The sequence below is a fragment of the Antiquaquibacter metalliresistens genome (genome assembly GCF_029211225.1).
Classification (GTDB): Bacteria; Actinomycetota; Actinomycetes; order Actinomycetales; family Microbacteriaceae; genus Rhodoglobus; species Rhodoglobus metalliresistens.
The window spans coordinates 294,420-318,791 of sequence record NZ_JARGEM010000004.1; the positions used below are offsets into that span (position 1 = coordinate 294,420).

Consider the following 24,372-nt stretch of genomic DNA (forward strand, 5'->3'; position numbering starts at 1 on the left):
GTGGCCCGGGTGGTCATCGCGGGCGGCGACCGGTGTGATCGCCTCTTTCGCGCTCCTGGTGGCCACGGTCTCGGTGCCGGCGTGGGCCGATCCGCAGTCGGTGCACGAGATCACTGCGAACTGGGTCGGCGACCCGCTGCCGACGGAGGCGCCTTTCGGTCAGCCGATGACCGCGGAGTTCCACGTGAACACCAACGACACCCAGGACCCGTACTCGAACGCACCGGTCGCGAACGTGCGGGCCACCCTCACGGCCGGCAACGGTGTGTTCACGAGCATCCCGCCGATCTGCAAGACGAGCGGTGTGACGCCGGTCTCGGAGATCTCGGCTGACGGGACGATCCTGCTGTGCAACCTCGGCACGATCGACGAGGGCACCGCATCGGTCATCCGGGCCGTCGTGCGTGCGAACTCCACCCAGGGCGGCGACCTGACGGTCACGGGCACGGCCACCTCCGACACGGCGGTCGCCGAGGCCGGCCCGGCCGACGCGGGGCCGCTGCCCATCACCTATGTGCACGGGATGGACCTCTCGCTCGCGCAAGCCCCCGGGAACTTCCAGGGCCTGATGCAGACGAGCCGTCTCGGCGACACTCGCCCATTCCTCCAGATGAACTATTCGCTGATCCTCAGTGCCGGCAGTCGTCCGGGACCGGCGACCTATTCGTTCCCGGTGAACATCAGCGCGAACATCGCCGGGGCCACCAACGGACTGACCTGGGAGGGGTGCGTTCCCATCGGCGACGGATCGAGGTCGACCGGCCAACCGTTCTCCGACCCGGCGAAGCCGGATCGCGCGAACTTCCCGACCTGCAGCGTGAGCGGCTCGGGCACGAGCTACACGGTCACCCTGTCGAACCTGGACTACACGCTCGTCAACACCCCGAGCAAGGACAGCATGGGTCAGGCGCTTCCCGGCAGCGGCGCCTACGTCGCCTCGGGCACCGTGCGCTTCAGCATCCCCGCGCAGGTGACGGCGATCACCAACTACAACTTCAGCGCGTCACCGGGCCAGTTCGTGTTCGACGACGCCGTGTCGATGCCCGACGCCAACGCCGCGAACAACGTCTCGAGCGCGACACTTCAACCGAGCGGCAGCTTCTCCAATATCTGGGCGGGTACCCCCACGTACTCGCGTTCGGTGTGGGATGCGAACCTCTGGGTGAGCCCCGGCACGAGCACTGGAATCGTGCTCCCGGTACCGGGCCTGGACACCGTGGCCGACTGGGACCAAGTGGTCGCGCAGAGTCAGGCTACCGGTTCACCGCGCCTGGATACCCCCCTCTACATGCAGGCCCAGAGCTACATGTGGGCCGACTATCAAGGCCCCGGAGGCGCCCAGATGGCGGGCGTGTGCACCATGAGCCAGAACCCGGCGTTCGTCATCGACTTCATGGACGGCGGCGGTCATAGCGGCGGCGGGTTCGAGGGATACGCCAACTTCACGACCGCGCGGTTCTTCTACACCACGCAACCGTTGGACACGAAGACCGAGACCTGCGGCGAAGCGGCGCCGAGTGCGATGTGGGTCGAGGTGTTTCCGCCGGCGGGGTCATCGGTCTCGGATCCACGAATCGCCTCCAATAACACCATGCCCCTGCCTGCTGGCGTCACCGCCGTGAAGATGACGTGGAACCCCGCGGTCGATCGCTCGGGCACCGGCTTCGTCCGCGCCTTCGGGCACATCGACCCGGCCGCGCCCACGTCAGGCGAGGGCTGGACGGTCGGGGCCTTCAACTCCCCGCACAATCCCGCGACCACGTGGCCCGGGTGGCCTGCCCTGAACGGCTGGGTGAACCTCAGCACCCAGGGCGGCGGCACCGTGATCCCGGGCAGCACGTACGGGCCGAACACCAACGCGATTCGCGATGCCTTCCGGCTGCAGGGCGCGCAAGGCCTCATCGAGAAGGCCGTCTCCGACACCGTCGCGCTGCCCGGAGTGCCGGTCACCTACACGCTGCGCGCCCAGGCGCAGAATCTGGTGACCAGCCCGCCGCCGACGACGTTCACCGTCGTCGATACCCTCCCCGTGGGAATGGTCTACGTGCCGGGAACGGGAAGCCCCGCACCGACCAGCGTCAGTGCCGACGGGCGGACCCTCACCTGGACGTTCACGAATGTCGCAGCGAACGTCTTCCACGAGATCACGTATCAGGCCCAACGCCCGGCCGACAGTGCGACTGCACCGGGAACCAGGCTGGTGAACACTGCCGTGATCAACGCGACCGGTGACAACCGGCCCGCGAGTACGGCCGGGCGATCCGCGAGCGCCACGGTGACGGTGCCGGCCGCATCGGCGAGCGTCTTCGGCAAGTCGACCGAGGCGAACGTGCTCTCCTTCGAGGGTGACAGCTCCGCCTGGCGGCTGACCATCAACTCGCGGGATCCGTTCACGAACGCCTTCACCGACACCATCGACATCCTGCCCGCGGTCGGCGACGGCCGGGGCACGAACATCGATGGCACCTACACCGTGACCGGTGTCACCGCGCCAGCCGGTTCGACGGTGTACTACACCTCGGCTCCGCCGGCCGCGTTGAGTCTCGACTCACGTGATCCGTCCAACGGCGGAACGCCGGGATCGGTGTCGGGAAACACCGTGGGATGGTCGACGACGCCGATCGACCATCCGACCGCCATTCGGGTCATCGGGCCGGCGCTCGCCCCCGGAGCCACCCAGACGATCCGCATTCTGTACTCGACTCCCGCGGGCAGCAACTGTGAGGCGCCGGCTGCGGGCGACAACAAGGCAGGGCAGATCCTGGTGAACTCGGCCGGCGCGTACGCCGGGCACACGGCGCTGCCGATGCTCTCGTCCGCGACCACGCAGATCGGCAACTGCTACGCCGCGAACCTGAAGAAGTACGTGCAGGACGCCGACGGCCAGTGGCACGACGCGAACACGATCGCCGACTACCCCACCTTCCATCCTGGCGACACGGTGCGCTACCGGGTCGTGATCGAGAACACGGGCCAGGGACCCCTGACCGGCATCGTCATCACCGACGACAAGCAGCCGCAACTGGGCTCGTTCACCGTCGACGAACTGGCGCCCGGGGCATCCGAGACCCACGAGTACACCATCACGCTGCCCGCCGATGCGGCAGTGGGCATCGTGAACACCGTCTCGGCGACCACCGATACGCCGCCGGATGTGGACGAGCCCCCCACCATCCCGTCCGACCCGGCAGGCATCGAGGTGGCCAACTACACCGTCGCGAAGACCGCCGATCCTGCGTCTGGTACGGGAGTACTGCCGGGCGACACGATCACCTACACGATCACCGTCACCCAGCAGGGCACCGCGGCAGCGGCCGCATCCTGGCAAGACGACCTTGCCGGTCTCCTCGACGACGCCGCCTACAACGGTGACGCCGCTGCGACCATCGGCACGGTTTCGCTCGCGGGCGACGTGCTGGAGTGGTCGGGCACCCTGCAGCCCGGAGAGACCGCCACCATCACCTACTCGGTCACCGTCGACGCCGCCGAGGCGCTCGGAGACGGGCTTGTGACCAACGTGGTGTTCTCGCCCGGTTGCACCGACGGCTGCGAGACGGAGCATCCCGTGCGCTTCGTGGTGCAGATCGAGAAGCTCGGCGAGGCCGAGGATGCCAGCTGGGTGCGGATGGACGGCTCGGTCTTCGAGTTGCTCGAAGACCTCAACGGCCAGCCTGGCGGAGTGCTCGCAGCGCCGGCGCCGATAGAGATCGCACTCGGCCTCTTCGAGGTGAGCGGCATCCAGCCTGGCACCTACTGGCTTCGCGAGACCGCGGCACCCGTGGGATTCAGCCTGCTGGCCCAGCCCGTGCAGTTCACCGTCCACCCGCACGGCACGGTGACGATCGACGCGAACGGTGGCGACGTCGTCTCCGCCGTGGGGAGTCTGATCACCGTGCGCGATGTGCCCGCGATGGAGCTGCCCGAGGCCGGGGGCGCGGGCACCTTCATCTTCTCGGCGATCGGGGTGTTGACCCTCGTCGCCGCGCTCACGATGGCGCTGGTGTTGCGTCGCCGTCGCCAGCACCGAACGCGCGAAGAGGTGACCGGCACCCACGAACCGTCTTGAAGTCGATCCGAAGCAAGCCAGCACATCCCTGGAGGAACCACATGAACCGATCCCGTCCATCCCGGTGGCGCGTCACGGCCGCGACCGTTGCCGTCGGCATCGTCGCAGCGCTGGGCGCCGCGTTGCCCGCGAGCGCCGCCCCGCTCGTCGACCCGGATCAGCCCGGGTCGCTCACCATCCACAAGTTCGAGCAGCCGGAGGTGCCGACCGGACTGCCCAACAACGGCACCGAGCAGGTCGTGCCAGGGCTCACCCCGCTCGCCGGCGTCGGATTCACCATCTACAAGGTCGACCCGATCGACCTCAGCACGAACAGCGGATGGCTGGCGGCGAACACCCTCTCGCAGACCTTCGACGGCACCGTGGCATCCATCACGGGTGCCGGGTACTCGGCGACCGCGGTCGGCGGGGAGCTCCTCACCGATGCGAACGGCGAGATCACCGTCGGCAACCTGGATGTGGGCCTCTACTACGTGGTCGAGACCTCGCCCACCGCCGGCGCGACCGCTGTGACGCCGTTCCTGGTGTCGGTGCCGATCACCGACCCCGCGAACCTCGACACCTGGTTGTACGACGTGCACGTCTACCCGAAGAACTCCGTCGTCGCGGCTGACAAGACCGTCGAGGACTCCGAGGACATCAAACTCGGAGACGAGATCGAGTTCACGATCACCACCGAGATTCCCGACGTGGACGCGATCGACGCCTACCGGATCGTGGATGCGCTCGACTCCAAGCTCGACTACGTCAGCACCGCCGTCACCCTGGTCGACGGCACCCCGCTCGCACCGGGCGACTACGTCGCGACCTTCGACACCGCCACGAACACCGTCACGGTCGACTTCACCGCGTCGGGCCTCGTCGTGCTCGCCGCGCACAGCACCACCCAGGTGCGGACCGTCATCACGACGACCGTGAACACGGTCGGCGAGATCGCCAACACCGCACTGCTCTACCCGAACCAGCACGCCATCGATGAGGAACTGCCCACCCCGTCGCCCACGGTGGAGACCAAGTGGGGTGAGGTCACCTTCGAGAAGGTCGACACGAGCGGCAACCCCCTCACCGGAGCCGTCTTCTCGGTGTATCCGACCGAGGCCGACGCTCGCGCCGGTACCAACGCCATCGTGCTCGGCGGTGAGACGGAGTTCGCGGTCGGCGCTGACGGCCAGGTCACCATCTCCGGCCTGCGGTACTCGGACTTCGCCGACGGTGTGACGGTGGCACCTGGTGAGATCGGCTACCAGACCTACTGGCTTGCCGAGGTCGTCGCTCCCGTCGGATACGAGCTGTTGGCCGCGCCGATCGAGTTCACCGTCACCGCGGCCACCACGGCGGTCGGTATCGACCTCGAGATCGTCAACGTGACCTCGAATGGGGGCTTCGCGTTGCCGCTGACCGGAGGCGCGGGCACCACGCTGTTCGTCCTCGGTGGTGGCCTGTTGCTGGTCGGTGCGGTGTTCTTCGCGCTGTACGCCCGTCGGGGAAGTCGCGCCACCGCGTGACACACGTTCCTGACCGTGAGTGGTCCCCCCCCCGCTCACGGTCAGGATCACCCCGGGAGAACGAGACAGACGGTCATGGGCATCACGACGCGGACATGGGAGTGGCCCCACACCATCGTCGTGGTCGTCGCCACGCTCGGTGTGGGCGTGATGGTGTACCCGTCGGCGGCATCCTGGTTTTCGTCGATCGTGCATCACGACGAGGTCGCTGGATACGTGCAGAGCGTCGAGAGCCTGCCGGCGACCGATGGGCAGTCACTCCTCGACGACGCCACCGCCTACAACGAGGCGCTTCCCGACGGCCCGATCCGCGACCCATTCGTTCTGAACGTGCAGGGGGAGCAGACCGCGATCGGCGAGGGCAGCGACGCCTACTTCCAGGCACTGGTCGTGCCCGGAACGGACGTCATGGCACGCATCCGCATCCCGTCCATCGGCGTCGACCTGCCGATCTACCACGGCACCGACGACGCGACCCTCGCGCGCGGCATCGGTCACATCTTCGGATCGGCCCTTCCCGTCGGGGGCGACGGCACGCACGCCGTGCTCACCGGACACAACGGATTCGCCCAGGCGACCCTCTTCGACGACATCGATGAGCTCGACGATGGTGACCTCATCATCATCAAGGTGCTCGGTCGCGACCTCTATTACGAAGTCGATCAGCAACTCACGGTGCTTCCGAACGAGACGGATGAGCTGCGCAAGGTGCCCGGTCACGACTACCTCACGCTCGTGACCTGCACCCCAACGGGCGTCAACACGCACCGGCTGCTCGTGCGTGCCGAACGTGTGGATGCGCCGTCGGACGATAACGGCGCCTACGCCCTTCTCGACGGCACCGCGCCGTCCGGATTCCCCTGGTGGGCCGTTGCGCTGATCGCCACTCCGATCGCAACTCTCGTCCTCATCCGACCTCGCCGTCGTCGAGCGAAGACTGACGCGGGCCGCCATGTCGCGGCGTGAACGCGGCAACACCGACCGCCGGGCGCGGCCGGCACTCCTCGCGTTGGCGATCGCGATGTCGGCACTCGGTCTCGCGCTCACCGGCGCGACGGTGGTCGCCCCCGATGCCGTCGACAGGGTCACCGGCAATCTCAAGGTCACCGTCGTCGGACAACTCAGCGATTGGTTCGCCCCGGGAGAGCTTCCGACGATCACGCTGGGCGGCCCGGGCGATACGCGCGACCTCGACCGCTGCAGCGGTGAGTTCACCGAGATGATCAGCTACCGCGCTGACGGCGTTCTTCCGCTCTACTCGGCGCACAACTCCTGCGGTGGCGACATCATCCTGGGATGGGAGATCGGCCAGCAGGTGAGGGTCGGCGGCTCCGACGTCATCTATGAGGTCGTCGAGGAGCGGCACACGCCCAAGTCGTCGAATGCGGCGAGCCTCGTCGGCATGGCCGGGCAGTTCATGGTTCAGACCTGCTACTACGGCGAGAACCGGATGCGATTCCTCTCCCTCGCACCCGTGACCTGATCGGGCACGAGCGCCCCGGCGGGGGAGCTACCCGGCCAACGCCCGATGCACGGATGCCACGGCGCTCGAGCCCTCGCCCACCGCCGCCGCGACGCGCTTCATCGAACCGCGCCGCACATCCCCGGCCGCGAAGACGCGCGGCGTCGAGGTCTCGAACGGCAAGGGGTCGCGGCCGAGTCCCCGCCACCGATCCAGGGACTGCGCCGTGATGTCGCCGCCGGTGCGGATGAAGCCGGCGTCGTCCAGGTCGAGGCCCTCGAGCCAGGTGCTGGCCGGGTCCGCGCCGATGAAGCAGAACAGTCCGCGGGCGGGAACCTCGCCGGCGGTGTCGATGCGCACGGTCTCGAGCGTGTCCGCTCCGCCGAGGGCGGTGACGTTCGAGCCGAGGTGCACCCGCACGCGTGGGTCGTCGCCGATGCGGGCGACGAGGTACCGCGACATGCGGGCGCCGAGGTCGTGTCCGCGCACCACCAGGTGCACGGTGCATCCGTTCTCGGCGAGATAGAGCGCGGCCTGCCCGGCCGAGTTCGCCCCGCCCACGATGACCACCGGGGACTCGGCGACCTGCCGCAGTTCGAGGGCCGTCGCGGCGTAGTGGATGCTGGTGCGCTCGAAGTCCTCCCAGCGATCGAGCCGCAGCCGGCGGTAGGCGGCGCCCGAGGTGACGATGGCGGTGCGTGCTCGGATGGTGCGGCCGTCGGTGAGCTCCACCTCGAGGCCGTCGTCGGCGGAGCGCAGCGCGGTCGCCTCGCACGGCGCGCAGACCCGCACGCCGAACTTGATCGCCTGCAGCGTCGCCTGCCCGATCAGGTCGGTGCCGCTGACGCCGAACGGAAATCCCAGGTAGTTCTCGATCCGCGAGGTGGCGGCCGCCTGGCCGCCGGGCGCGACGGCATCCACGAGCACGGTGCTCAGGCCCTCGGAGGCCGCGTAGATCGCCGATGCCAGCCCGGCAGGTCCGCCCCCGATCACGACGAGGTCGACGGTGCCCTCGTCGCCGGGCTCGTAGCTCAGACCCAGGCGGTCGGCGATGATGCCTGGCGTCGCATGCACGATCGGCTCGCCCTGGATGAACGCTATCGGTAGGTCGTCGAGCGCGTAGGAATGGTCGGGAATCGAGTCGAGCGTCTCGGGCGTCAACTCGACGGCGGTGTGGACGAGGTCGAACCGCTCGGCGAACCGGCGCAGCGCGAGGAACTCGCGGGACGAGGCGAGCCCGACGAGCTTGAGCGTCAGTGCCGCCGCGCCCCGCCGCAGGGACTCGCGTCGCGCCCACAGGGCGTGCAGCACGAGGTCGCCGAGTTCGTCGTCCTCGGCGAGCACCCGACGCAGGTCGGCACGAGCGAGCCGCCGGATGCGACCGGCCCCGCTCACGCGGGCCGAGAGGAAGGCGCTCTGGCCGTTGAGCAGTCCGAGCTCCCCGGCGAACGAGCGCGGCCCCATCGTCGCGATCACCTGCTCCTCGCTCCAGGCGAGGGCCTCGCGTACGAGCTGGATCTCGGCGGTCTCGACGAGGATCATCGGATAGTCGCGTTCGCCCGCGCGGAAGACGTGGTCGCCGACCGCGACCTCCCGCGGCTCGGCGAGCGCGCACAACCGCGCCCACTGCGCATCGGTGAGGTGCGGCGCCAGTGTCGGGTCCGTGACGTACTCGGCCATGCCGGTACCCTACCGATCTCGGCAGGCGTGCGAGTCAGAGGTCGAGCACCAGGCGCTGGCCCGGCGCGGCCCGGGAGACGCAGATCATCATCCGATCCCCGCGGGAGCGTTCCGCGGCCGTCAGCACGCTGTCCCGATGATCGACGGTGCCGGCGAGCACGACCGTCTCGCAGGTGCCGCAGGTGCCCTCCTGGCAGGAGGAGAGCACGAATGCTCCCGCCGCTTCGGCCGCCTGCAGCAGGGATCGGTCGGCGGGCACGTCGACCGTGACACCGCTGGCCGCGAGCTCCGCCTCGAACGCCTCGGCCGCGGCCCCGCTGGCGGCCGGGGTGAAGGCCTCCACCCGCAGTGGTGTGTCGCCCTCGCGCCCCCAACGCCGTCGTGCGGCGTCGATGAGTCCCTCCGTGCCGCAGAGATAGACGAGTCCGCCGTCCCCGTGCCAGGCGGCGAGCGCCGCGAGATCGGGGCGGCCCTGCCGACGGGTGTCGAAGACGTGCACCCGGTCGCCGTATCGCGACAGCTCGTCGCGGAAGGCCATCCGTTCGGCGCCCCGCCCGACGTAGGCGAGCCTCCAGTCCGCTCCGGCGGCGTCGGCGACTTGCAGCATCGGCAGGATCGGGGTGATGCCGATGCCGCCGGCAATGAAGAGGTAGCGCTCGGCGGGTTCGAGCGCGAAGTGGTTGCGCGGCGCACGGGCGAGGAGCGTCGCTCCCGTCGTGAGGGTCTCGTGCACCCACGCCGACCCACCGTCGGCCCGACCGCTTCGCCGTACCGCGATCCGCCACACCGGGGAGCCGGGTTCGCCGCACAGCGAGTACGAGCGATGTCGACCGTCGGGCAGACGCACATCGATGTGGGCGCCGGGCTCCCACGAGGGAGTCACCACGCCCTCGGGGTGTGCGAGGTCGAGAATCGTCACTCCCCGCACCCGGTCATCGCGTGCGATGACGGTCAATCGCAGATGGTCATCGTCTCGCAAACGGGTTCTGCCCTTCCTGTCAGTGGTCGCGCCCCACGCCGGCTCAGAGGTCGGTGCTGTCGTCGTCGTAGCGGATCAACTGGATGCGCAGGCCACCGGGCTCGACGACCACGGCCGTGTCGCCCTTCGCCGGCACCAGTCGTGCGGGCTCGCGCACCGGGGCGAAGCCGCCGTCGTCCGCGGTGAGCTCCGCGAAGGTGCGCTCGAGATCGTCGGCGTAGAAGGCGATGTGCGAGTGGCCGTCCGTGTCCGCTTCGATCAGTTCGAGCTTGAACCCGCTGCCGTCGCCGACCATGGCGATGCGCCGATTCGGGTCATCGAGCTTGCGCCCGATGCGCTGCACCCGCATCCCCAGACGTTCGAGCATCGCGATTCGGGTGTCGAAGTCGGCGACCTCGAGCGCGACGTGGTCGACGCGCATCTCAGTGCGCCTCGGGCGCGCCGACGGTGACGCCCTCCATGAGCGCGCGTCGGGCCTGCTGGGCGAAGTTCGAGCTGATCGGTGCATCCGGCCCCGGCCAGTGCCCGGGGTTCAGCAGGCCGTAGGGATCGGACGTCGCCGCGAGCGCACGCAGCGCATCGACGTTGCGGTCGATGTACCACTGATGCGGATTGTGGAAGCCGACCCCCAGCGCGTCGAGCGCATCCAGCCCGGCCATGGTCTCCTGCTTCGAGGAGAACGGGGCGGTGATCATGCCGTGGGTCTCCGGCCGGTTTCCCTCCAGGTGGATCAGGGCCCCCGGATAGACCGCCTTGACCTCCTCGAAGCGATCGATCAGCGCCTCGCCTCCCGACTCGATGTGGAACCACCCGCCGGGGTTGGAGTGGATGAGAAACCAGCTCGGGTGGTTGTAGGAGAGCCCAGACATCCGCGCCATCGCCGGGATGCCCTCCCGCACCGCCTCGACGCGGCCTCCCGCGGCGGCCACCCGCGCGCTCACCTCTTCCACCGTGCGCGCGTCGAGGATCGCGCGGAAGCTCGCGCGGCCCGCCGGCACGGCATCGTCCTTCGGGAACGCGACGTTCATGCCCGCCTCGTCCGCCGAGACCAGACGCGGCGGCGGCACGAGCTTGGGCACCTCGCGCACGAGCTCGAACGCGTCCTCGAGCCGGTCGAAGCTGGCGTAGAGCGCCCGCCAATCCTGCAGCGGTTCGAGCCTCACGGTCGCCGCCACGATCACCCCGGTGAGTCCGTAGGCATGGATGTAGGGGATGACCTCGTCGCCCTCGATGTGGAGCACCCTCGGCTCGTCGACCGCGTGCACGACGTCGAGCGCGACGACGAACCCGGCGGCGTTGCTGCCGTTGGCGATCGAACCCGTTCCACCGGAACCGCCGCCGATGAAGCCGCCGATGGTGCTCTGCACGGTCGAGGGATACATCCACAGCTGCTGTCCGTCGAGCGCGGCCTTACGCTCCAGATCGATCACCCGGGCCCCCGCCTGGGCGGTGACCGATCCCTCGCCCAGCTCGAGCACCCGATCCATGCGGGTGAAGTCGAGCACGATGCCCGCCGCGAGCGGGACCGCCTGGCCGTAGTTGCCCGTGCCCTTGCCGCGAGGGGTGACCGCGACGCGCTCCCGCACGGCGATGCGCATCACGGCCACCACGTCGTCGGCGTCTCGCGGGTAGACGACGACGTCGGCGACCGTCGCGGGCAGATCGTTCACGAGGATCGGCGACATCGTGTAGTCGTCCCTGGAGGCCTTGGCGCGGGTCGCCGGGTCCAGTTCGACCTGCTCGTTGCCCACCGCCTCGATCAACGACTCGATGACCGCGGGACTGACGGCGGCGATGCTGGCGGTGTTCATGGTGTTCCTCTCGGTGGGCGATTGATGGTGTTCCCTGAGGCGTCGCCGTCGATGGCGCTGCTCGATCGGCTGGTGGTCACTGCGACGACGCGACCGTTGTGCAGGACGACCCGGTCTGTGCGGGCGTCGGCGAGGGCATCCCCGAGGGAGGTGCCCGGCACGAGCACGAGATCCGCGACCGACCCCGGTTCGATCGAGTTCGCCTCGAGCCCCAGCACGGCGCGCGCGCCCGTGCTGACGGCGTACCAGGCATCCGCCGGGGTGAGGTGCCCGGCGAGCACGAGCAGCGATGCGGTCTCGAACGGGTCCGCCCGCCCGAGCGGATTGAACGGGTCCCGCACGTTGTCCCCGCCCCCGGCGACGCGCACGCCGTTGTCGAGCAGCAGGTGCAGTGGGGGCAGGCCGCGGCGGCGGGGATCGCCGTCCCAGTCCTGCAGGTAGAGGTTCGTTCCTGGCAGGGTGATGACGTCGACCCGGGATGCCGCGAGGCGGGAGGTGATCGCGGCCTGTTCGTCGGCCGGCAGCGTGCCCAGGAGCACGCTGTGACTTGCCGCCCGGGCACGCGAGGCGGGCCACTCGCGGGTGGCGTCGGCGAGCGCGCTGAGGCTCTCGCGGCCCTCGAGACGCTCGTCCATGTGGAGGTCGAGACCCAGGCCGAGACGGTCGGCGAGCGCGACGAGCCGCTCGACCTCACGTGTCGGATCGGGGGTGGTGTGCGGGGCGCCCCCGATGAGGTCCAGCCCCAGCTCGACGGCCCGCTCGATCACGGCGTCGGGCACGGTCGGTCCGAACAGCGCGACGAGCTGGAGGTCGATGACACCGGCGAGCTCGTCGCGCAGCGCGCAGAGCACGCGCACCCCCAGCAGCGGGTCGCCGCCGGCGGGCGGGATGTCGACGTGGGTGCGCACCGCGGTCGTGCCGTGTCGGAGCATCGCATCGAGTTGCCGCATCGCTCGCTCTCGCATCGCATGCGGGGTTCGGATCGCGGCCCAGCGTTCGGCGGGCCAGGGGCGCGAGAAGATCGCATCGATGCCGCCGATCGGCGGATCGAGCAGGTCCCAGGTGTGCGCCTTGTCGAGGTGCGCGTGCGGCTCGGCGGGGGCCGGGAGGAGCACCAGGCCGGTGCCGTCGAACTGCCTCGGATCGCCGGGCTCGGTGGTCGCTGCGCCCTCGGCATCAGCCGACTCGAGCTCATCGTCGCGGCGAACGACCTCGATCACGAGGAGCCGGTTTCGGCCCAGGTGGTGCGCGGCGAGGATGCCATCGTCGACGGCACGAGCGGACCCGAGAGCGGCGCCGCGAGCCAGGCCCTGCTGCTGCACGGGCAGGCTCCGTTTCACGTCATGCGGTTCACGATCGAGAACCCGACGTTCTTCGACTACTTCCGCCACCCCGAGGCCGAGTTCGTCTTCGTGCTCTCCGGCTGGTTGGAGATCGACCTCGAAGGCGACGGCGTGCACGTGCTCGCCGCCGGCGACTCGCTCTATTATGGGGGCGGTCGTGAGCACCGTTGGCGCTGCGTCGGCGGTCAGCCGTGCCAGCTGCTCATGGTCAAGCAGCCGCCGTCGTTCGTCGAGGAGCTCAGCGCTTCGTGACGTTGCCCGTCAGGGACGCGATCGGCAGCAGGAACAGCGGGCGGGCCAGCAGCCACACCGCGATCATGAGCACCACGGAGCCCGCGAAGATCCAGAACCCCACCCAGTTGACGGCATCCTGCCCGCCGTACATGTGGTTGAGGTTGCGCAGCGCGCCGGTGGCGAACACGAGCGCGACGTGGGCGATCACGAACAGCACGAAGTAGATCATCACCGGCAGGTGGATGGCCCGCGCCACCGTCACGGGATAGACCTTGCTCAGCTTCGCGAAGCGCTGGTTCCACAGCGGCGACATGCGGAAGCCGGAGACGATCGCCAGGGGAGCGGCGATGAACACCGTCGCGAAGTACGCCAGCTGCTGCAGCGAGTTGTAGTTCACCCAGCCGTTCTCGGTCGGCCAGTTGAGCGAGGCGTACTGGATCGCCACGGAGACGGCGTTCGGGAACACCTCCCAGCTCGTCGGGATGATGCGCATCCACTGCCCGGAGACGAAGAGCAGCACGACGAACAGCACGCCGTTGGCCACCCACAGCACGTCGAGGCTCAGGTGCAGCCAGAGCGAAAGGCTGATCTTGGTCGGCGGGTACTTGGTCTTGATCGGTCCGGCGTTGTTGCGGGTCCAGTAGGCCGGCGGGCGCGTGGTGGTGCGCACCTGCCACCCGGTGCGCACGATGAGCAGCAGGAAGAACACGTTGAGGAAGTGCTGCCACGCCAGCCACGCCGGGAACCCGACGGGAGCGCCCTCGGGCAGGTGGTACTCGCCCGGATAGGTGGTCATGAAGTCCTGCACGGCGGGCACATCGCGCAGGATGTTGGCCAGCAGCACCGCGGCGGCCGCGAACACGATCGCGATCGGTCCGAGCCACAGCAGCGCGACGATGCGATCCTTCGCCGTCGTGCCCTCCAGGATGCCGATGCCGCTCACGAGCGACGCGCTTCGATCGCGTCGATCAGCTGCGGCACGACCGTGAACAGGTCGCCCACGATGCCGAAGTCGGCGACCTCGAAGATGGGGGCGTCGGCGTCCTTGTTGATCGCGACGATCGTCTTCGCGGTCTGCATGCCAGCGCGGTGCTGGATCGCTCCGGAGATGCCGAGCGCGATGTAGAGCTGTGGCGCCACCGTGACGCCGGTCTGACCGACCTGGTACGACTGGGGCACGTAGCCCGCGTCGACCGCGGCACGCGAAGCCCCGACCGCCGCGCCGAGCGCATCGGCCAGGCGCTCGACGAGCTCGAACTGCTCGGCGGATCCCAGTCCGCGGCCACCCGAGACGACCTTGGTCGCCGTCTTGAGGTCGGGCCGATTGGATGCCTGGGTCGCCTCGGCGAAGGAATCGACCGTGCCGTAGCGGGCCGGGTCGACCTCGACGGCGACGGCGGTCACGGTGCCGGCGGCGGCATCCGCGCGGGCGTCGATCGAGCCCTCGCGCACGGTGATCACGAACGGGCTTCCCTCGACCGACGACTCCACGGTGTAGGCGCCGCCGAATACCGAGTGCGTCGCGACGATGCGGCCGTCGGTGAGCCCGACATCCACGGCGTCCGCGGCGAGGGCGGCACCGAGGCGCGCGGCGATGCGGCCGGCGACGGCGCGTCCGTCCACCGAGTTCGTGATCAGGATCGCGGCGGGCTCGAGCGCGACGGCGGCGGCCGCGAGGGCCTCGACCTGCGCTCCCGCGAGGGCGGTGGCATCCCCCTCTGCGACGTAGACCTGCTCGGCGCCGAGCGCGGCGAGCGCGCCGGCGGCGGCGGGGTTCGTCACGACGGCGACGGGGGTGCCGAGTCGCTTCGCGGCGCCCAGCAGCATGGCCGCCGAACTGCGCGGCTCGCCGGTGGCGGTGACCTCGATGAGGGCGAGGATGTTCGTCATGGTTGTCTCCTGAGCTCTCGGTGGCCTAGACCAGTCGGGCCGCGACGAGGAACTCGGCGAGTTCTGCGGCGGCGTTGCCGTCATCGACGACCTTGCGGCCGGCTTCGCGGGCGGGGCGCTCCTTCGTCGCGAGCACGATCGACGCGCTCGCGGGCGTCTCGACGCCGAGGTCGGCGACCGCGAGCGTCTCGAGGGGCTTCTTCTTGGCCGACATGATGCCCTTGAAGTTGGGGAAGCGGGGCTCGGCGGCACGCTCGGTCACCGCGATCACGGCGGGCAGGCTCGCGTGCACCTGTGCGGTGCCGTGCTCGCTGCCGCGCACTCCGGAGACGGTGTCGCCGGAGACGGTGACCTCATCGAGGGAGTCGAGGCTCGGCCGACCGAGCAACTCGGCGATCCAGCCGGCGAGCACCCCGCCGCGGCCGTCGGTGGATTCCGCACCGGCGACGACCAGGTCGGCGCCCGCACGCTCGATCGCCGCGGCGAGCACGGCTGCGGTGCGCGCGAGGTCGGCTCCGGCGAGTGCGTCGTCCTCGACGTGGATGGCGCTGTCGGCGCCCATCGCGAGGCCCTTGCGCAGGGCCTCCGCGGCATCCGCCGGTCCCATGGTGAGCACGACGACCTCGACCGACTTGTCGGCGTCCTTGGCCTGCAGCGCGATCTCGATCGCGCGCTCGCCGATCTCGTCGATGACGGCCTCGCTCGCGTCACGGTCGAGGAGTCCCGTGGTCGGGTCGAGCGTGCGATCCCCCCACGTGTCCGGTACCTGCTTGACCAGGGCGATGATCCTCATCGTGCACTCCTCCATTGACGTGTAGCACCATTCTTGCGGAAATTTCGAAGCCTTCCGCATGGCCAGCCTACGCGCTTCTCCCAAGCATCCGCTTGGTTGCCGTAATTTAGTCGGACTACCGAGTATATTTTAGGACATCCAATCAAAAGGGCGGTGGATGCATCGCCCCCGATCGTCTCGTGAGGCGCCATGCTCGCACTCGTCGAAGAACAGAGGGCGCTCGTCGACCTCGTTCGCACGTTCGCGGAGCGAGAGCTCGCGCCGCACGCACTCGAGTGGGATCGTTCGTGCGTGTTCCCCATCGAGGTGCTGCGCGAGGCGGGCGCGCTCGGCCTTGGCGGCATCGTCGTGGGCGAGGAATTCGGGGGATCGGCGCTCTCCCGCCCGGACGCGGCCCTCGTCTTCGAGAACCTCGCGCGGGGTGACACGACGATCGCTGCCTACATCTCGATCCACAACATGGTCACGGGCATGCTCGACCGCCACGGCACTCGGGAGCAGCGCGCCAGATGGCTTCCCGCGATGGTCTCGATGGACGTGCTCGGCAGCTATTGCCTCACCGAGCCGGGCTCGGGGTCGGATGCCGCGGCCCTGCGCACGAGCGCCACCCGCGACGGCGACCACTACGTGATCAACGGCGCGAAGCAGTTCATCTCCGGCGCCGGTGCCGCCGGCGTCTACATCGTGATGGCGCGCACCGGCGAGCCCGGGCCCAAGGGTATCTCGGCGATCGTCGTCGAGGCGGGCACCGCGGGCATGTCGTTCGGGCAACTCGAGCACAAGATGGGGTGGAATGCGCAGCCGACCCGAGCGGTGACCTTCGAGGATGTCCGCGTGCCCGTCGCGCAGCGGCTCGGGGACGAGGGCGGCGGCTTCGAGATCGCGATGCGGGCGCTCGACGGCGGGCGCCTGAGCATCGCCGCCTGTTCGCTCGGGGGTGCGCAGTGGGCCTACGAGCAGGCGGTGCACCACCTCGCCGCCCGCAGCGCGTTCGGCGGCAGACTCATCGACAACGCCGCCGTGCAGTTCCAGCTCGCCGACATGGCCACGAACCTGGAGGCATCTCGCGTGCTTCTGGCGAGCGCTTCCGCCGCGCTCGAGCGCGGCGACGCGGATGCCGTTCGCCAGTGCGCCATGGCCAAGCGCTTCGTGACCGACGCGTGCTTCGACGTCGCCAATGCCGCCCTGCAACTCCACGGCGGCTACGGGTATCTCGCCGACTACGGTGTTGAGAAGGTCGTGCGCGATCTGCGCGTGCACCAGATACTCGAGGGAGCGAACGACATCATGCGGATGATCGTGGGCCGGCAGATCGCGGCGGGAATCGTATGAGCGCAGTCGTGTTCGAGCGGCGCGGTCGACTCGGCATTGCAACGCTCAATCGTCCGGCCGCGCTCAACGCCCTGACTCACGAGATGGTCGTCGCGCTGCAATCGCAGCTGGACGACTGGCGCGATGACGACGCGGTGCAGGCGGTGGCGCTGACCGGTGCGGGCGATCGCGGGTTCTGCGCGGGCGGCGACATCGTCGCCATCTATCACGATGCCCGTGAGGGCGGCACGGCATCCGTCGACTTCTGGCGCGACGAGTACGTGCTCAACGCCGCGATCGCGCGGTACCCGAAGCCGGTGGTGGCGTTCATGGACGGCATCGTGCTCGGCGGTGGCATCGGCCTCGCCGCGCACGCGAGCCATCGGGTGGTCACCGAGCGGTCCTCGGTCGGCCTGCCGGAGACCACGATCGGCTTCGTGCCGGATGTGGGGGGCACCTATCTGCTCTCCCGCGCGCCCGGCGAGCTCGGCACCCACCTCGCGCTGACCGCCGGATCGGTCGGCGGTGCCGATGCGATCGCGCTCGGGCTCGCGGACGTGTTCGTGCCCGCCGAGCGTCTTCCGCAGCTCGCCGCGACGCTCGAGGCCGCATCGCCCGACGAGGCCATCTCGATCGTCGCCATCACGCCGCCGCCCTCGCCGTTGCTGGCCCAGCGCGACTGGATCGACGCGGCCTACGCGGGGGACGACCTCACGACGATCCTGGAGCGCCTCGATGCCCTCGGCACGCCGGAGGCGGCCACCGCTGCGCAGTCGATCCGTCGAAAGTCGCCGACGGCCCTGCTCGTGACCCTTGCGGCGCTGCGTCGCGCTCGCCGGCTGCCCGACCTCGAATCCGTGCTCGACCAGGAGCTGCGGGTCTCGGTGCACGCACTGAGCTGGCCCGACCTGGCCGAGGGTATCCGTGCCCAGGTCATCGACAAGGACCGCACGCCGGCATGGCGCCCGGCCTCGATCGATGCCGTCGACCCCACCGATGTGCAGGCGGCCTTCGCGCCGCTGGATGTGGAACTCGGCCTCGGCCGCTGACGACAGGAGCAGGCAATGACCGCGATCGCTTTCATCGGGCTCGGCAACATGGGCGGGCCGATGGCCGCCAATCTGGTCGCGGCGGGACACTCGGTCACCGGCTTCGACCTCGTGCCCGCGGCGCTGGAGCGGGCGGGGGAGGCGGGGGTGCGGATCGCGGCCTCCGGTGCGGCGGCCGTGGCATCCGCCGACGTCGTCATCACGATGCTGCCGAGCGGTGCACTCGTGCTGTCCGCGTACCACGAGCTGCTCTCGGCGGCACCAGCGGGCGCGCTGTTCATCGACTCGTCGACGATCTCCGTGGATGACGCGCGCGAAGCCCACGCGCTCGCGACGAGCCGTGGCTTCCGCGCCGTCGACGCCCCGGTGTCCGGCGGAGTGGTGGGAGCCACCGCGGGCACCCTCACATTCATGGTGGGTGCCGCGACCGACGACTTCGCCGCCGCCGAGCCCGTGCTCACCGCGATGGGCTCGCGCATCGTGCACTGCGGCGAACCCGGTGCAGGCCAGGCGGCCAAGATCTGCAACAACCTGATCCTGGGCGTCTCGATGATCGCGGTCAGCGAGGCCTTCGTGCTCGGCGAGAAGCTCGGGCTCAGCAACCAGGCGCTGTTCGACGTCGCATCGACGGCATCCGGGCAATGCTGGGCGCTGACCACGAACTGCCCGGTGCCCGGCCCCGTGACGACGAGCCCCGCCAATCGCGAATACCGGCCCGGGTTCGCCGGTGCGCTGATGGCGAAGGATCTGGGGCTGGCCGCGGAGGCGTTCGCCTCCACCGGAACCCACGCCGAGGTCGGATCGCTCGCCGCCGAGTTGTACCGTAGGTTCGCGGACGAGGGCGGCGCGGCGCTCGACTTCTCCGGCATCATCACCGAGATCCGCGCACGGTCGACGAAGGGCGCAGCATGACAGCCGAGTACGAGACGATCCTGGTCGAGGTCCGCGGGCGGGTCGGCCTCATCACGCTCAACCGGCCCGACGCGCTCAACGCCCTCAACCTCACCCTCATGCACGAGGTGCTCGCCGCGGCCCGAGCGATGGATGCCGATCCCGACATCTCCGTCATGGTGCTCACCGGCTCCGATCGGGCCTTCGCCGCCGGCGCGGACATCAAGCAGATGGCCACGAGTGACTACGCGGAGGTGCTGAACAGCAGCCTGTTCTCCGAGTGGGATGAGCTCACCGGCATCCGCAAACCGATCATCGCCGCGGTGGCGGGCTTCGCCCTCGGGGGCGGCTGCGAGCTCGCCATGCTGTGCGACTTCATCGTCGCGGCGGACACCGCCAAGTTCGGGCAGCCCGAGATCAACCTGGGCGTGATCCCGGGCATGGGCGGTTCGCAGCGTCTCACGCGCGCGATCGGCAAGTCCAAGGCCATGGAGATGGTGCTCACCGGTCGAACCATGGATGCCGCCGAGGCCGAGCGCTCCGGGCTCGTCGCCCGCGTCTTCCCGGCCGAGACCATGCTGCAGGAGGCGCTCGCCATCGCCGAGACGATCGCCGCCAAGTCACTGCCGGTGGTCGCGGTCGCCAAGGAGGCGGTCAACCGCGCCTTCGAGACGAGCCTCAGCGAGGGCGTTCGGTTCGAGCGCCGCGCCTTCTACGCACTCTTCGCCCTCGAGGATCAGAAGGAAGGCATGACCGCCTTCATCGAGAAGCGGGCCCCCGAGTTCAAGCACCGCTAGGAGTTCGAGCATGCAGATCACCGGAACCACCGCGCTCGTCACGGGCGGCGCATCGGGACTCGGCCTCGCGACCGCGCGCCGCCTCATCGCGGACGGCGCCGGCGTGGTCATCGCCGACCTGCCCTCGTCGGCGGGCGTCGAGCGTGCCGCCGAACTCGGCGATCGCGCGGTCTTCGTGCCGACGGACGTCACTGACGAGGCGAGCGTGCAGGCCGCGGTCGACGCCGCCAGTGCGTTTGGCGGCCTGGATGTCGTGGTCAACTGCGCCGGCATCGTCAACGGCTTCCGAGTGGTGGGCAAGAAGGGCCCCTTCCCGTTGGATGCCTTCTCGCGCGTCATCGCCATCAACCTGATCGGCACGTTCAACGTGATCCGGCTCGCCGCCGCTCGCATGATCGAGACGCCGACGGACGGCGAGGAGCGCGGCGTCATCATCAACACCGCATCGGTGGCGGCGTTCGACGGGCAGATCGGGCAGGCCGCCTACTCCGCGTCCAAGGCGGGCGTGGCCGGGATGACCCTGCCCATCGCCCGCGACCTCGCCGAGCACCGTATCCGCGTGATGACCATCGCGCCCGGACTGTTCCACACGCCCATGTTCGACTCGCTGCCGCCCGAGTCGATCGCCTCGCTCGCGGCGTCCGTGCCGCACCCGCATCGGCTCGGCAAGCCCGAGGAGTACGCGGCGCTCGCCGCGCACATCATCGAGAACCCGATGCTCAACGGCGAGACGATCCGTCTCGACGGTGCCGTGCGCCTCGAACCGCGCTGACGGGTCGCGGCGGAGCTGCCGTGCGGGGTCGGCAGCGGTTCGGTGGCGCCCCCGCCGAGGGCTTCAGCCGAGCGGTTCGGGCGGGTTCACCGGGTCGAAGTCGCCGGCGTCCTGTCGGAATTTGGCGAGGATGCGGACGAGCTCGCCGACGTCGGCATCGTTCAGCCCCGGCCGCTCGAAGAAGCTGTTGAGCAAGACCGTGGCGCGTTCCGCCACGTCGCGCCCCGCCTCGGTGACCCGGATGATCGTCGCACGCCCGTCGTTGGGATGCGCCGTGCGCACCACGAGTCCGTCCGCTTCGAGCCGGTCGACGGTGTTGGTGACGCTCGTGGGGTGCACCTGCAGGCGCCGGGTGGCGCTGGCCATCGGCATCCCGCCCTCGCGGGCGAAGCTCAGCAGGCGCAGCATCTCGTAGCGTGCGAACGAGAGTCCGAGCGGCTTGAGGATCGCCTGCACGCGCCCGAGCATGAGCTGCTCGGCGCGCATGATCGAGGTGACGACGGCCATGCCGTCGGCCGCGGCACCCCAGCCGTGCTGGCGCCACTGCCGGTGGGCTTCGGCGATCGGATCCCACGGCAGGGGCTGGTTGGCCACCGGCTACAGCTCCAGGGATTCGCCGGGCTCGAGCGGGAAGAACTCGCCGCCGCCGCGCTGGGTCACCGTCTCGATCCTCGCGTTCGCCATCGACCGGCCGATCTGCGAGAGCGGAGCCTCGTGGGTCGGGAAGGCCCGCTTGGGCTTCACCGCGAGCACGTAGTCCATGGCCTCGCCGATCTTCAGCCACGGGGCGCCGACGGGTGCCGCGAGCGTTCCCACCGGCACGGGGGGCACGGTGTACGCGTCACCGGCGTAGTAGAACTCGTCGTCGACGAGCACGCCGACGTTGTCGACGACGGGGATCGACTCGTGGATGATCGCGTGCTTGGCGCCGAAGAACTTCAGGTCGAACGGCTCGATGGCCAGCTCATCGCCGTCGTGCACGATCTCGACCTCGAAGTCGGCGGCGGCCTTGGCGACGCCCTCCGGACCGAGAATCCGCGCCTTCGGATTGCGGTCGAGAATGCGCTGCAGCTGTTCGGGCGTCCAGTGATCGGGATGCTCGTGCGTGACGACGATCGCGACGACATCGACGAGATCGCCGAGCGGCATGGTGAACGACCCGGGATCGATGACCAGGGTCGAGCCGCCCTTGTCGATGACGACGCAGGCGTGCTCGTGCTTGGTGACCTTCATGCTTCGAGGATAGCGACGCGGCGGGTGTGCGCTGCAGCAACCAATGCGGAGGACGACACGCCGCGCGGGCGCGCGCGTCGTGCTCTGCGCGGCGCGCCGTCCTCCGCAACGGTGGGCGGGATGCCGGGGGTTGCGGGAATACCCCAGGGGGGTACTATGTTCGGGTGATAGACGATCTCAAGAAGCGGGCGCTGCACCGCACGCGCATCCTCGAAGGACAGATGCGCGGGCTGGAACGGATGATCGAGGCGGAGGAGTACTGCGTCGACATCCTCACGCAGTCACTCGCGATCCAGAAGTCGCTGCGCAGCCTCAACAAGCTGCTCGTCGAGAACCATCTGCGCACGCACGTCGCGGAGATGTTCGCCGCCGGCGGCGACGAGCAGACGAAGGCGATCGACGAGCTGCTCAAGGTGTACGAACTCGAGAACAACAGGGGTAACTGACATGCAGCACGAGCACCACGACATGCACGAGCATCACGAGATGCACGACTCCAGCGTGCACGCCGCCATGGGCCACGGTGATCATTCGGCCATGGGTCACGGCGATCACTCGGCTATGGGTCACGGTGATCATTCCGCCCACGACCCGGCGCAGTTCCGCCGCAAGTTCTGGCTGAGCCTCGTGCTCACGATCCCGACGCTCGTGTTCTCGACCGGGCTGCAGGACATCCTGGGCCTCTCCGGCCCTCGATTCCCGGGTTCGCAGTTCATTCCCGCCGCGTTCGGCATCGCGATCTTCTTCTACGGCGGGCTCGTCTTCCTCAAGGGCGCGGTCGCGGAGCTGCGCTCGAAGCAGCCCGGCATGATGACCCTGATCTCGCTCGCGATCGTGGTCGCCTTCGGCTACAGCCTCGCGGTGACCCTCGGCCTGCCCGGCATGGACTTCTGGTGGGAGCTCGCAACCCTCGTCACGATTATGCTGCTCGGGCACTGGATCGAGATGTCCGCCGTGATGGGCGCGCAGAACGCCCTCGGCGAGCTCGCCAAGCTGCTGCCCGACGAGGCCGACATGGTGCACGGCGATCACGTGATGACGGTGCCGGTGTCGCAGCTGAAGGTCGGCGACCACGTGCTCGTGCGCCCCGGCGCCGCAGTGCCCGTCGATGGCGAGGTGGTCGACGGCGAGTCCGAGGTGGATGAGGCGCTGCTGACCGGCGAGTCCACCGCGGTCGCGAAGGCGGTCGGCTCGGCCGTGATCGGCGGTTCCGTCAACGGTTCCGGCGCCCTCACCGTGCGCGTGACCAAGGTCGGCGCGGACACCGCCCTGGCCGGCATCGCCAAGCTCGTCGAAGACGCACAGTCCAGCAAGTCGAGCGCCCAGTTGCTCGCCGACAAGGCCGCTGCGCTGCTGTTCTACGTCGCGCTCGGCGCGGCGATCGTCACCCTCATCGCGTGGCTGTTCCTCGCCCCGGGCGACCCAGCCTTCGTGCTCGAGCGCGTCGTCAGCGTGCTGGTGATCGCCTGCCCCCACGCGCTGGGCCTGGCGATCCCGCTCGTCTCGCAGCTCTCGACCGCCATCGGCGCGCGCAACGGCATTCTTGTGAAGAACCGGCTTGCGCTCGAGGAGGCCCGCGCGATCGACGTCGTGCTCTTTGACAAGACCGGCACCCTCACCACGGGCACGCAGGGCGTGGTCGCGGTCGTGCCCGAGGACCCCGAGGTGTTGCGCCTTGCCGCGGCCGTGGAGGCCAAGTCGGAGCATCCGATCGCCAGGGCGATCGTGGCCGCCGCCAAGGAGCGAGGAGTGCGCGTGCCGCGGGCGAAGGGCTTCACGGCGCTGGCGGGCCGTGGTGCGAGCGCGACCGTCGACGATCGCGAGCTGCTCGTGGTGAGCGGACGCGTCGTCACCGAACGCGGCCTCGTGCTCGATCCCGAGCTGGTCAACGCGAGCCGCGAGCGGTCCGCCTCCGGCGCGACGGTCGTGTACCTCGTCGAGGGCGAGTCGGTGCTGGGGATGATCGCGCTCGCGGACACCATCAGGCCCGAGTCATCCGAGGCCGTCGCCCTGCTGAGGGCGCGCGGCGTGCGCGTCGCCATGCTCACGGGGGACTCCCGCGAGGTCGGGCAGTGGGTGGCCGCGCAGCTGGGCATCGATGAGGTGCACGCGGAGGTGCTGCCGGCGCAGAAGTCGGAGGTGGTGCGGCACTTGCAGGCCGATGGGTCCAGGGTCGCGATGGTCGGCGACGGCGTGAACGATGCGCCGGCGCTCGCCCAGGCCGACCTCGGCATCGCGATCGGGGCGGGCACGGATGTCGCGATCGAGTCCGCCGGCATCGTGCTGGCTTCGAGCGACCCGCGTGCCGTCGCGGACACCCTCACGCTGAGCCGCGCGACCTGGCGCAAGGAGTTGCAGAACCTGTGGTGGGCCGCCGGCTACAACATCGTCGGCATCCCGCTCGCCGCAGGCGTGCTGTTCGGCGCGGGCATCCTGCTGCCGCCGGCCGTCTCGGCGATCTTCATGTCGGTGTCGACGGTGGTCGTCGCGCTGAACGCTCAGCTGCTGCGGTTCACCAGGCTCGGCGACCGCCGCTGAGTTCGGTCATACTTAGCC

The 24,372-nt window shown here is 69.6% G+C and carries 22 protein-coding genes; 12 read left to right on the top strand and 10 right to left on the bottom strand.

Annotated features, from left to right (window positions below):
- The first annotated feature begins 34 nt into the window (after positions 1-34).
- The 4 genes from PYV02_RS09480 (at position 35) to PYV02_RS09495 (ending at position 7,054) form a co-directional block, all read left to right on the top strand.
- Positions 35-4,066: a DUF7927 domain-containing protein gene (locus PYV02_RS09480; RefSeq protein ID WP_275758505.1), complete on the top strand. Its 4,032-nt coding sequence runs from the start codon at positions 35-37 to the stop codon at positions 4,064-4,066.
- A gap of 41 nt (positions 4,067-4,107) precedes the next feature.
- On the top strand, positions 4,108-5,571 hold the full coding sequence (locus PYV02_RS09485) for a SpaH/EbpB family LPXTG-anchored major pilin (RefSeq protein WP_275758507.1): 1,464 nt from the start codon (positions 4,108-4,110) through the stop codon (positions 5,569-5,571).
- A 75-nt stretch (positions 5,572-5,646) separates the two neighbouring features.
- Positions 5,647-6,537, top strand: coding sequence for a class C sortase (locus tag PYV02_RS09490; protein WP_275758509.1), 891 nt, complete (start codon positions 5,647-5,649; stop codon positions 6,535-6,537).
- Positions 6,524-7,054: a hypothetical protein gene (locus PYV02_RS09495; RefSeq protein WP_275758511.1), complete on the top strand. Its 531-nt coding sequence runs from the start codon at positions 6,524-6,526 to the stop codon at positions 7,052-7,054. Before PYV02_RS09490 ends, PYV02_RS09495 begins: the two co-directional genes overlap by 14 nt.
- Before the next feature lie 27 nt (positions 7,055-7,081).
- Here PYV02_RS09495 and PYV02_RS09500 read toward each other — a convergent pair whose 3' ends face one another.
- The 5 genes from PYV02_RS09500 to PYV02_RS09520 all read right to left on the bottom strand — a co-directional run bounded on the left by PYV02_RS09500 (position 7,082) and on the right by PYV02_RS09520 (position 12,618).
- Entirely contained in the window at positions 7,082-8,713 is a 1,632-nt protein-coding gene (locus PYV02_RS09500; RefSeq protein WP_275758514.1) for an FAD-dependent oxidoreductase, read from the bottom strand.
- A 34-nt stretch (positions 8,714-8,747) separates the two neighbouring features.
- Positions 8,748-9,668 (bottom strand): PDR/VanB family oxidoreductase, encoded by a 921-nt coding sequence (locus PYV02_RS09505; protein WP_275758516.1) that lies wholly within the window; start codon positions 9,666-9,668, stop codon positions 8,748-8,750.
- Between the two features lie 67 nt (positions 9,669-9,735).
- The gene (locus PYV02_RS09510; RefSeq protein ID WP_275758518.1) at positions 9,736-10,113 is read right to left on the bottom strand and encodes a VOC family protein; all 378 of its coding nucleotides are present in this window, start codon (positions 10,111-10,113) and stop codon (positions 9,736-9,738) included.
- Position 10,114: 1 nt separating this feature from the next.
- Complete coding sequence (locus tag PYV02_RS09515) at positions 10,115-11,503, bottom strand: FAD-binding oxidoreductase (protein WP_275758520.1); 1,389 nt, start codon at positions 11,501-11,503, stop codon at positions 10,115-10,117.
- A complete protein-coding gene (locus PYV02_RS09520; RefSeq protein WP_275758522.1) occupies positions 11,500-12,618 on the bottom strand; it encodes an amidohydrolase family protein in 1,119 nt (372 codons plus the stop codon). The genes PYV02_RS09515 and PYV02_RS09520 overlap by 4 nt, the downstream gene beginning before the upstream one ends.
- Here PYV02_RS09520 and PYV02_RS09525 point away from each other — a divergent pair.
- The gene (locus PYV02_RS09525) at positions 12,589-13,098 is read left to right on the top strand and encodes a cupin domain-containing protein (RefSeq protein ID WP_275758524.1); all 510 of its coding nucleotides are present in this window, start codon (positions 12,589-12,591) and stop codon (positions 13,096-13,098) included. The two genes, PYV02_RS09520 and PYV02_RS09525, sit on opposite strands and share 30 nt — an antisense overlap.
- Here the strand turns inward: PYV02_RS09525 and PYV02_RS09530 are convergent.
- Genes PYV02_RS09530 through PYV02_RS09540 form a run of 3 tightly spaced genes read right to left on the bottom strand, consistent with a single transcriptional unit; the run spans position 13,085 to position 15,763 of the window.
- The gene (locus PYV02_RS09530; protein ID WP_420833613.1) at positions 13,085-14,005 is read right to left on the bottom strand and encodes a cytochrome b/b6 domain-containing protein; all 921 of its coding nucleotides are present in this window, start codon (positions 14,003-14,005) and stop codon (positions 13,085-13,087) included. The two genes, PYV02_RS09525 and PYV02_RS09530, sit on opposite strands and share 14 nt — an antisense overlap.
- Positions 14,006-14,019: 14 nt before the next feature.
- Entirely contained in the window at positions 14,020-14,970 is a 951-nt protein-coding gene (locus tag PYV02_RS09535) for an electron transfer flavoprotein subunit alpha/FixB family protein (RefSeq protein WP_275758526.1), read from the bottom strand.
- 25 nt (positions 14,971-14,995) lie between these two features.
- On the bottom strand, positions 14,996-15,763 hold the full coding sequence (locus PYV02_RS09540; protein ID WP_275758528.1) for an electron transfer flavoprotein subunit beta/FixA family protein: 768 nt from the start codon (positions 15,761-15,763) through the stop codon (positions 14,996-14,998).
- A 189-nt stretch (positions 15,764-15,952) separates the two neighbouring features.
- Here PYV02_RS09540 and PYV02_RS09545 point away from each other — a divergent pair, with 189 nt between their 5' ends.
- The 5 genes from PYV02_RS09545 to PYV02_RS09565 are packed head-to-tail and all read left to right on the top strand — an operon-like array spanning position 15,953 to position 20,583.
- Positions 15,953-17,095, top strand: coding sequence for an acyl-CoA dehydrogenase family protein (locus PYV02_RS09545; protein ID WP_275758530.1), 1,143 nt, complete (start codon positions 15,953-15,955; stop codon positions 17,093-17,095).
- A complete protein-coding gene (locus PYV02_RS09550) occupies positions 17,092-18,123 on the top strand; it encodes an enoyl-CoA hydratase/isomerase family protein (RefSeq protein WP_275758532.1) in 1,032 nt (343 codons plus the stop codon). Before PYV02_RS09545 ends, PYV02_RS09550 begins: the two co-directional genes overlap by 4 nt.
- Positions 18,124-18,138: 15 nt before the next feature.
- Complete coding sequence (gene mmsB / locus PYV02_RS09555; protein ID WP_275758534.1) at positions 18,139-19,035, top strand: 3-hydroxyisobutyrate dehydrogenase; 897 nt, start codon at positions 18,139-18,141, stop codon at positions 19,033-19,035.
- Positions 19,032-19,811: an enoyl-CoA hydratase gene (locus tag PYV02_RS09560; RefSeq protein ID WP_275758536.1), complete on the top strand. Its 780-nt coding sequence runs from the start codon at positions 19,032-19,034 to the stop codon at positions 19,809-19,811. The genes mmsB and PYV02_RS09560 overlap by 4 nt, the downstream gene beginning before the upstream one ends.
- Before the next feature lie 10 nt (positions 19,812-19,821).
- The gene (locus PYV02_RS09565) at positions 19,822-20,583 is read left to right on the top strand and encodes a 3-hydroxyacyl-CoA dehydrogenase (RefSeq protein WP_275758537.1); all 762 of its coding nucleotides are present in this window, start codon (positions 19,822-19,824) and stop codon (positions 20,581-20,583) included.
- Positions 20,584-20,646: 63 nt separating this feature from the next.
- On the opposite strand, the gene PYV02_RS09570 is transcribed toward PYV02_RS09565, so the two are convergent.
- Positions 20,647-21,177, bottom strand: a complete 531-nt coding sequence (locus PYV02_RS09570) for a MarR family winged helix-turn-helix transcriptional regulator (protein WP_275758539.1) — start codon at positions 21,175-21,177, stop codon at positions 20,647-20,649.
- Positions 21,178-21,180: 3 nt separating this feature from the next.
- Positions 21,181-21,816 carry an MBL fold metallo-hydrolase gene (locus tag PYV02_RS09575; RefSeq protein WP_275758541.1) on the bottom strand — a complete coding sequence of 212 codons (636 nt, stop codon included), beginning with the start codon at positions 21,814-21,816 and terminating at the stop codon, positions 21,181-21,183.
- A 164-nt stretch (positions 21,817-21,980) separates the two neighbouring features.
- Between PYV02_RS09575 and PYV02_RS09580 the strand changes: the two genes are divergently transcribed.
- Together PYV02_RS09580 and PYV02_RS09585 are read left to right on the top strand one after the other, a co-directional pair.
- Entirely contained in the window at positions 21,981-22,262 is a 282-nt protein-coding gene (locus tag PYV02_RS09580; RefSeq protein WP_275758543.1) for a metal-sensitive transcriptional regulator, read from the top strand.
- Between the two features lies 1 nt (position 22,263).
- On the top strand, positions 22,264-24,354 hold the full coding sequence (locus PYV02_RS09585) for a copper-translocating P-type ATPase (protein ID WP_275758545.1): 2,091 nt from the start codon (positions 22,264-22,266) through the stop codon (positions 24,352-24,354).
- The last annotated feature ends 18 nt before the right edge of the window (positions 24,355-24,372 follow it).

Coding starts and splice junctions, on each gene's coding strand:
- PYV02_RS09565 (WP_275758537.1), top strand. CDS start 19,822: ATGCAGATCACCGGAACCACCGCGCTCGTCACGGGCGGCGCATCGGGA.
- PYV02_RS09510 (WP_275758518.1), bottom strand. CDS start 10,113: ATGCGCGTCGACCACGTCGCGCTCGAGGTCGCCGACTTCGACACCCGA.
- PYV02_RS09490 (WP_275758509.1), top strand. CDS start 5,647: ATGGGCATCACGACGCGGACATGGGAGTGGCCCCACACCATCGTCGTG.
- mmsB (WP_275758534.1), top strand. CDS start 18,139: ATGACCGCGATCGCTTTCATCGGGCTCGGCAACATGGGCGGGCCGATG.
- PYV02_RS09500 (WP_275758514.1), bottom strand. CDS start 8,713: ATGGCCGAGTACGTCACGGACCCGACACTGGCGCCGCACCTCACCGAT.
- PYV02_RS09545 (WP_275758530.1), top strand. CDS start 15,953: ATGCTCGCACTCGTCGAAGAACAGAGGGCGCTCGTCGACCTCGTTCGC.
- PYV02_RS09585 (WP_275758545.1), top strand. CDS start 22,264: ATGCAGCACGAGCACCACGACATGCACGAGCATCACGAGATGCACGAC.
- PYV02_RS09535 (WP_275758526.1), bottom strand. CDS start 14,970: ATGACGAACATCCTCGCCCTCATCGAGGTCACCGCCACCGGCGAGCCG.
- PYV02_RS09495 (WP_275758511.1), top strand. CDS start 6,524: ATGTCGCGGCGTGAACGCGGCAACACCGACCGCCGGGCGCGGCCGGCA.
- PYV02_RS09515 (WP_275758520.1), bottom strand. CDS start 11,503: ATGAACACCGCCAGCATCGCCGCCGTCAGTCCCGCGGTCATCGAGTCG.
- PYV02_RS09550 (WP_275758532.1), top strand. CDS start 17,092: ATGAGCGCAGTCGTGTTCGAGCGGCGCGGTCGACTCGGCATTGCAACG.
- PYV02_RS09540 (WP_275758528.1), bottom strand. CDS start 15,763: ATGAGGATCATCGCCCTGGTCAAGCAGGTACCGGACACGTGGGGGGAT.
- PYV02_RS09485 (WP_275758507.1), top strand. CDS start 4,108: ATGAACCGATCCCGTCCATCCCGGTGGCGCGTCACGGCCGCGACCGTT.
- PYV02_RS09575 (WP_275758541.1), bottom strand. CDS start 21,816: ATGAAGGTCACCAAGCACGAGCACGCCTGCGTCGTCATCGACAAGGGC.
- PYV02_RS09560 (WP_275758536.1), top strand. CDS start 19,032: ATGACAGCCGAGTACGAGACGATCCTGGTCGAGGTCCGCGGGCGGGTC.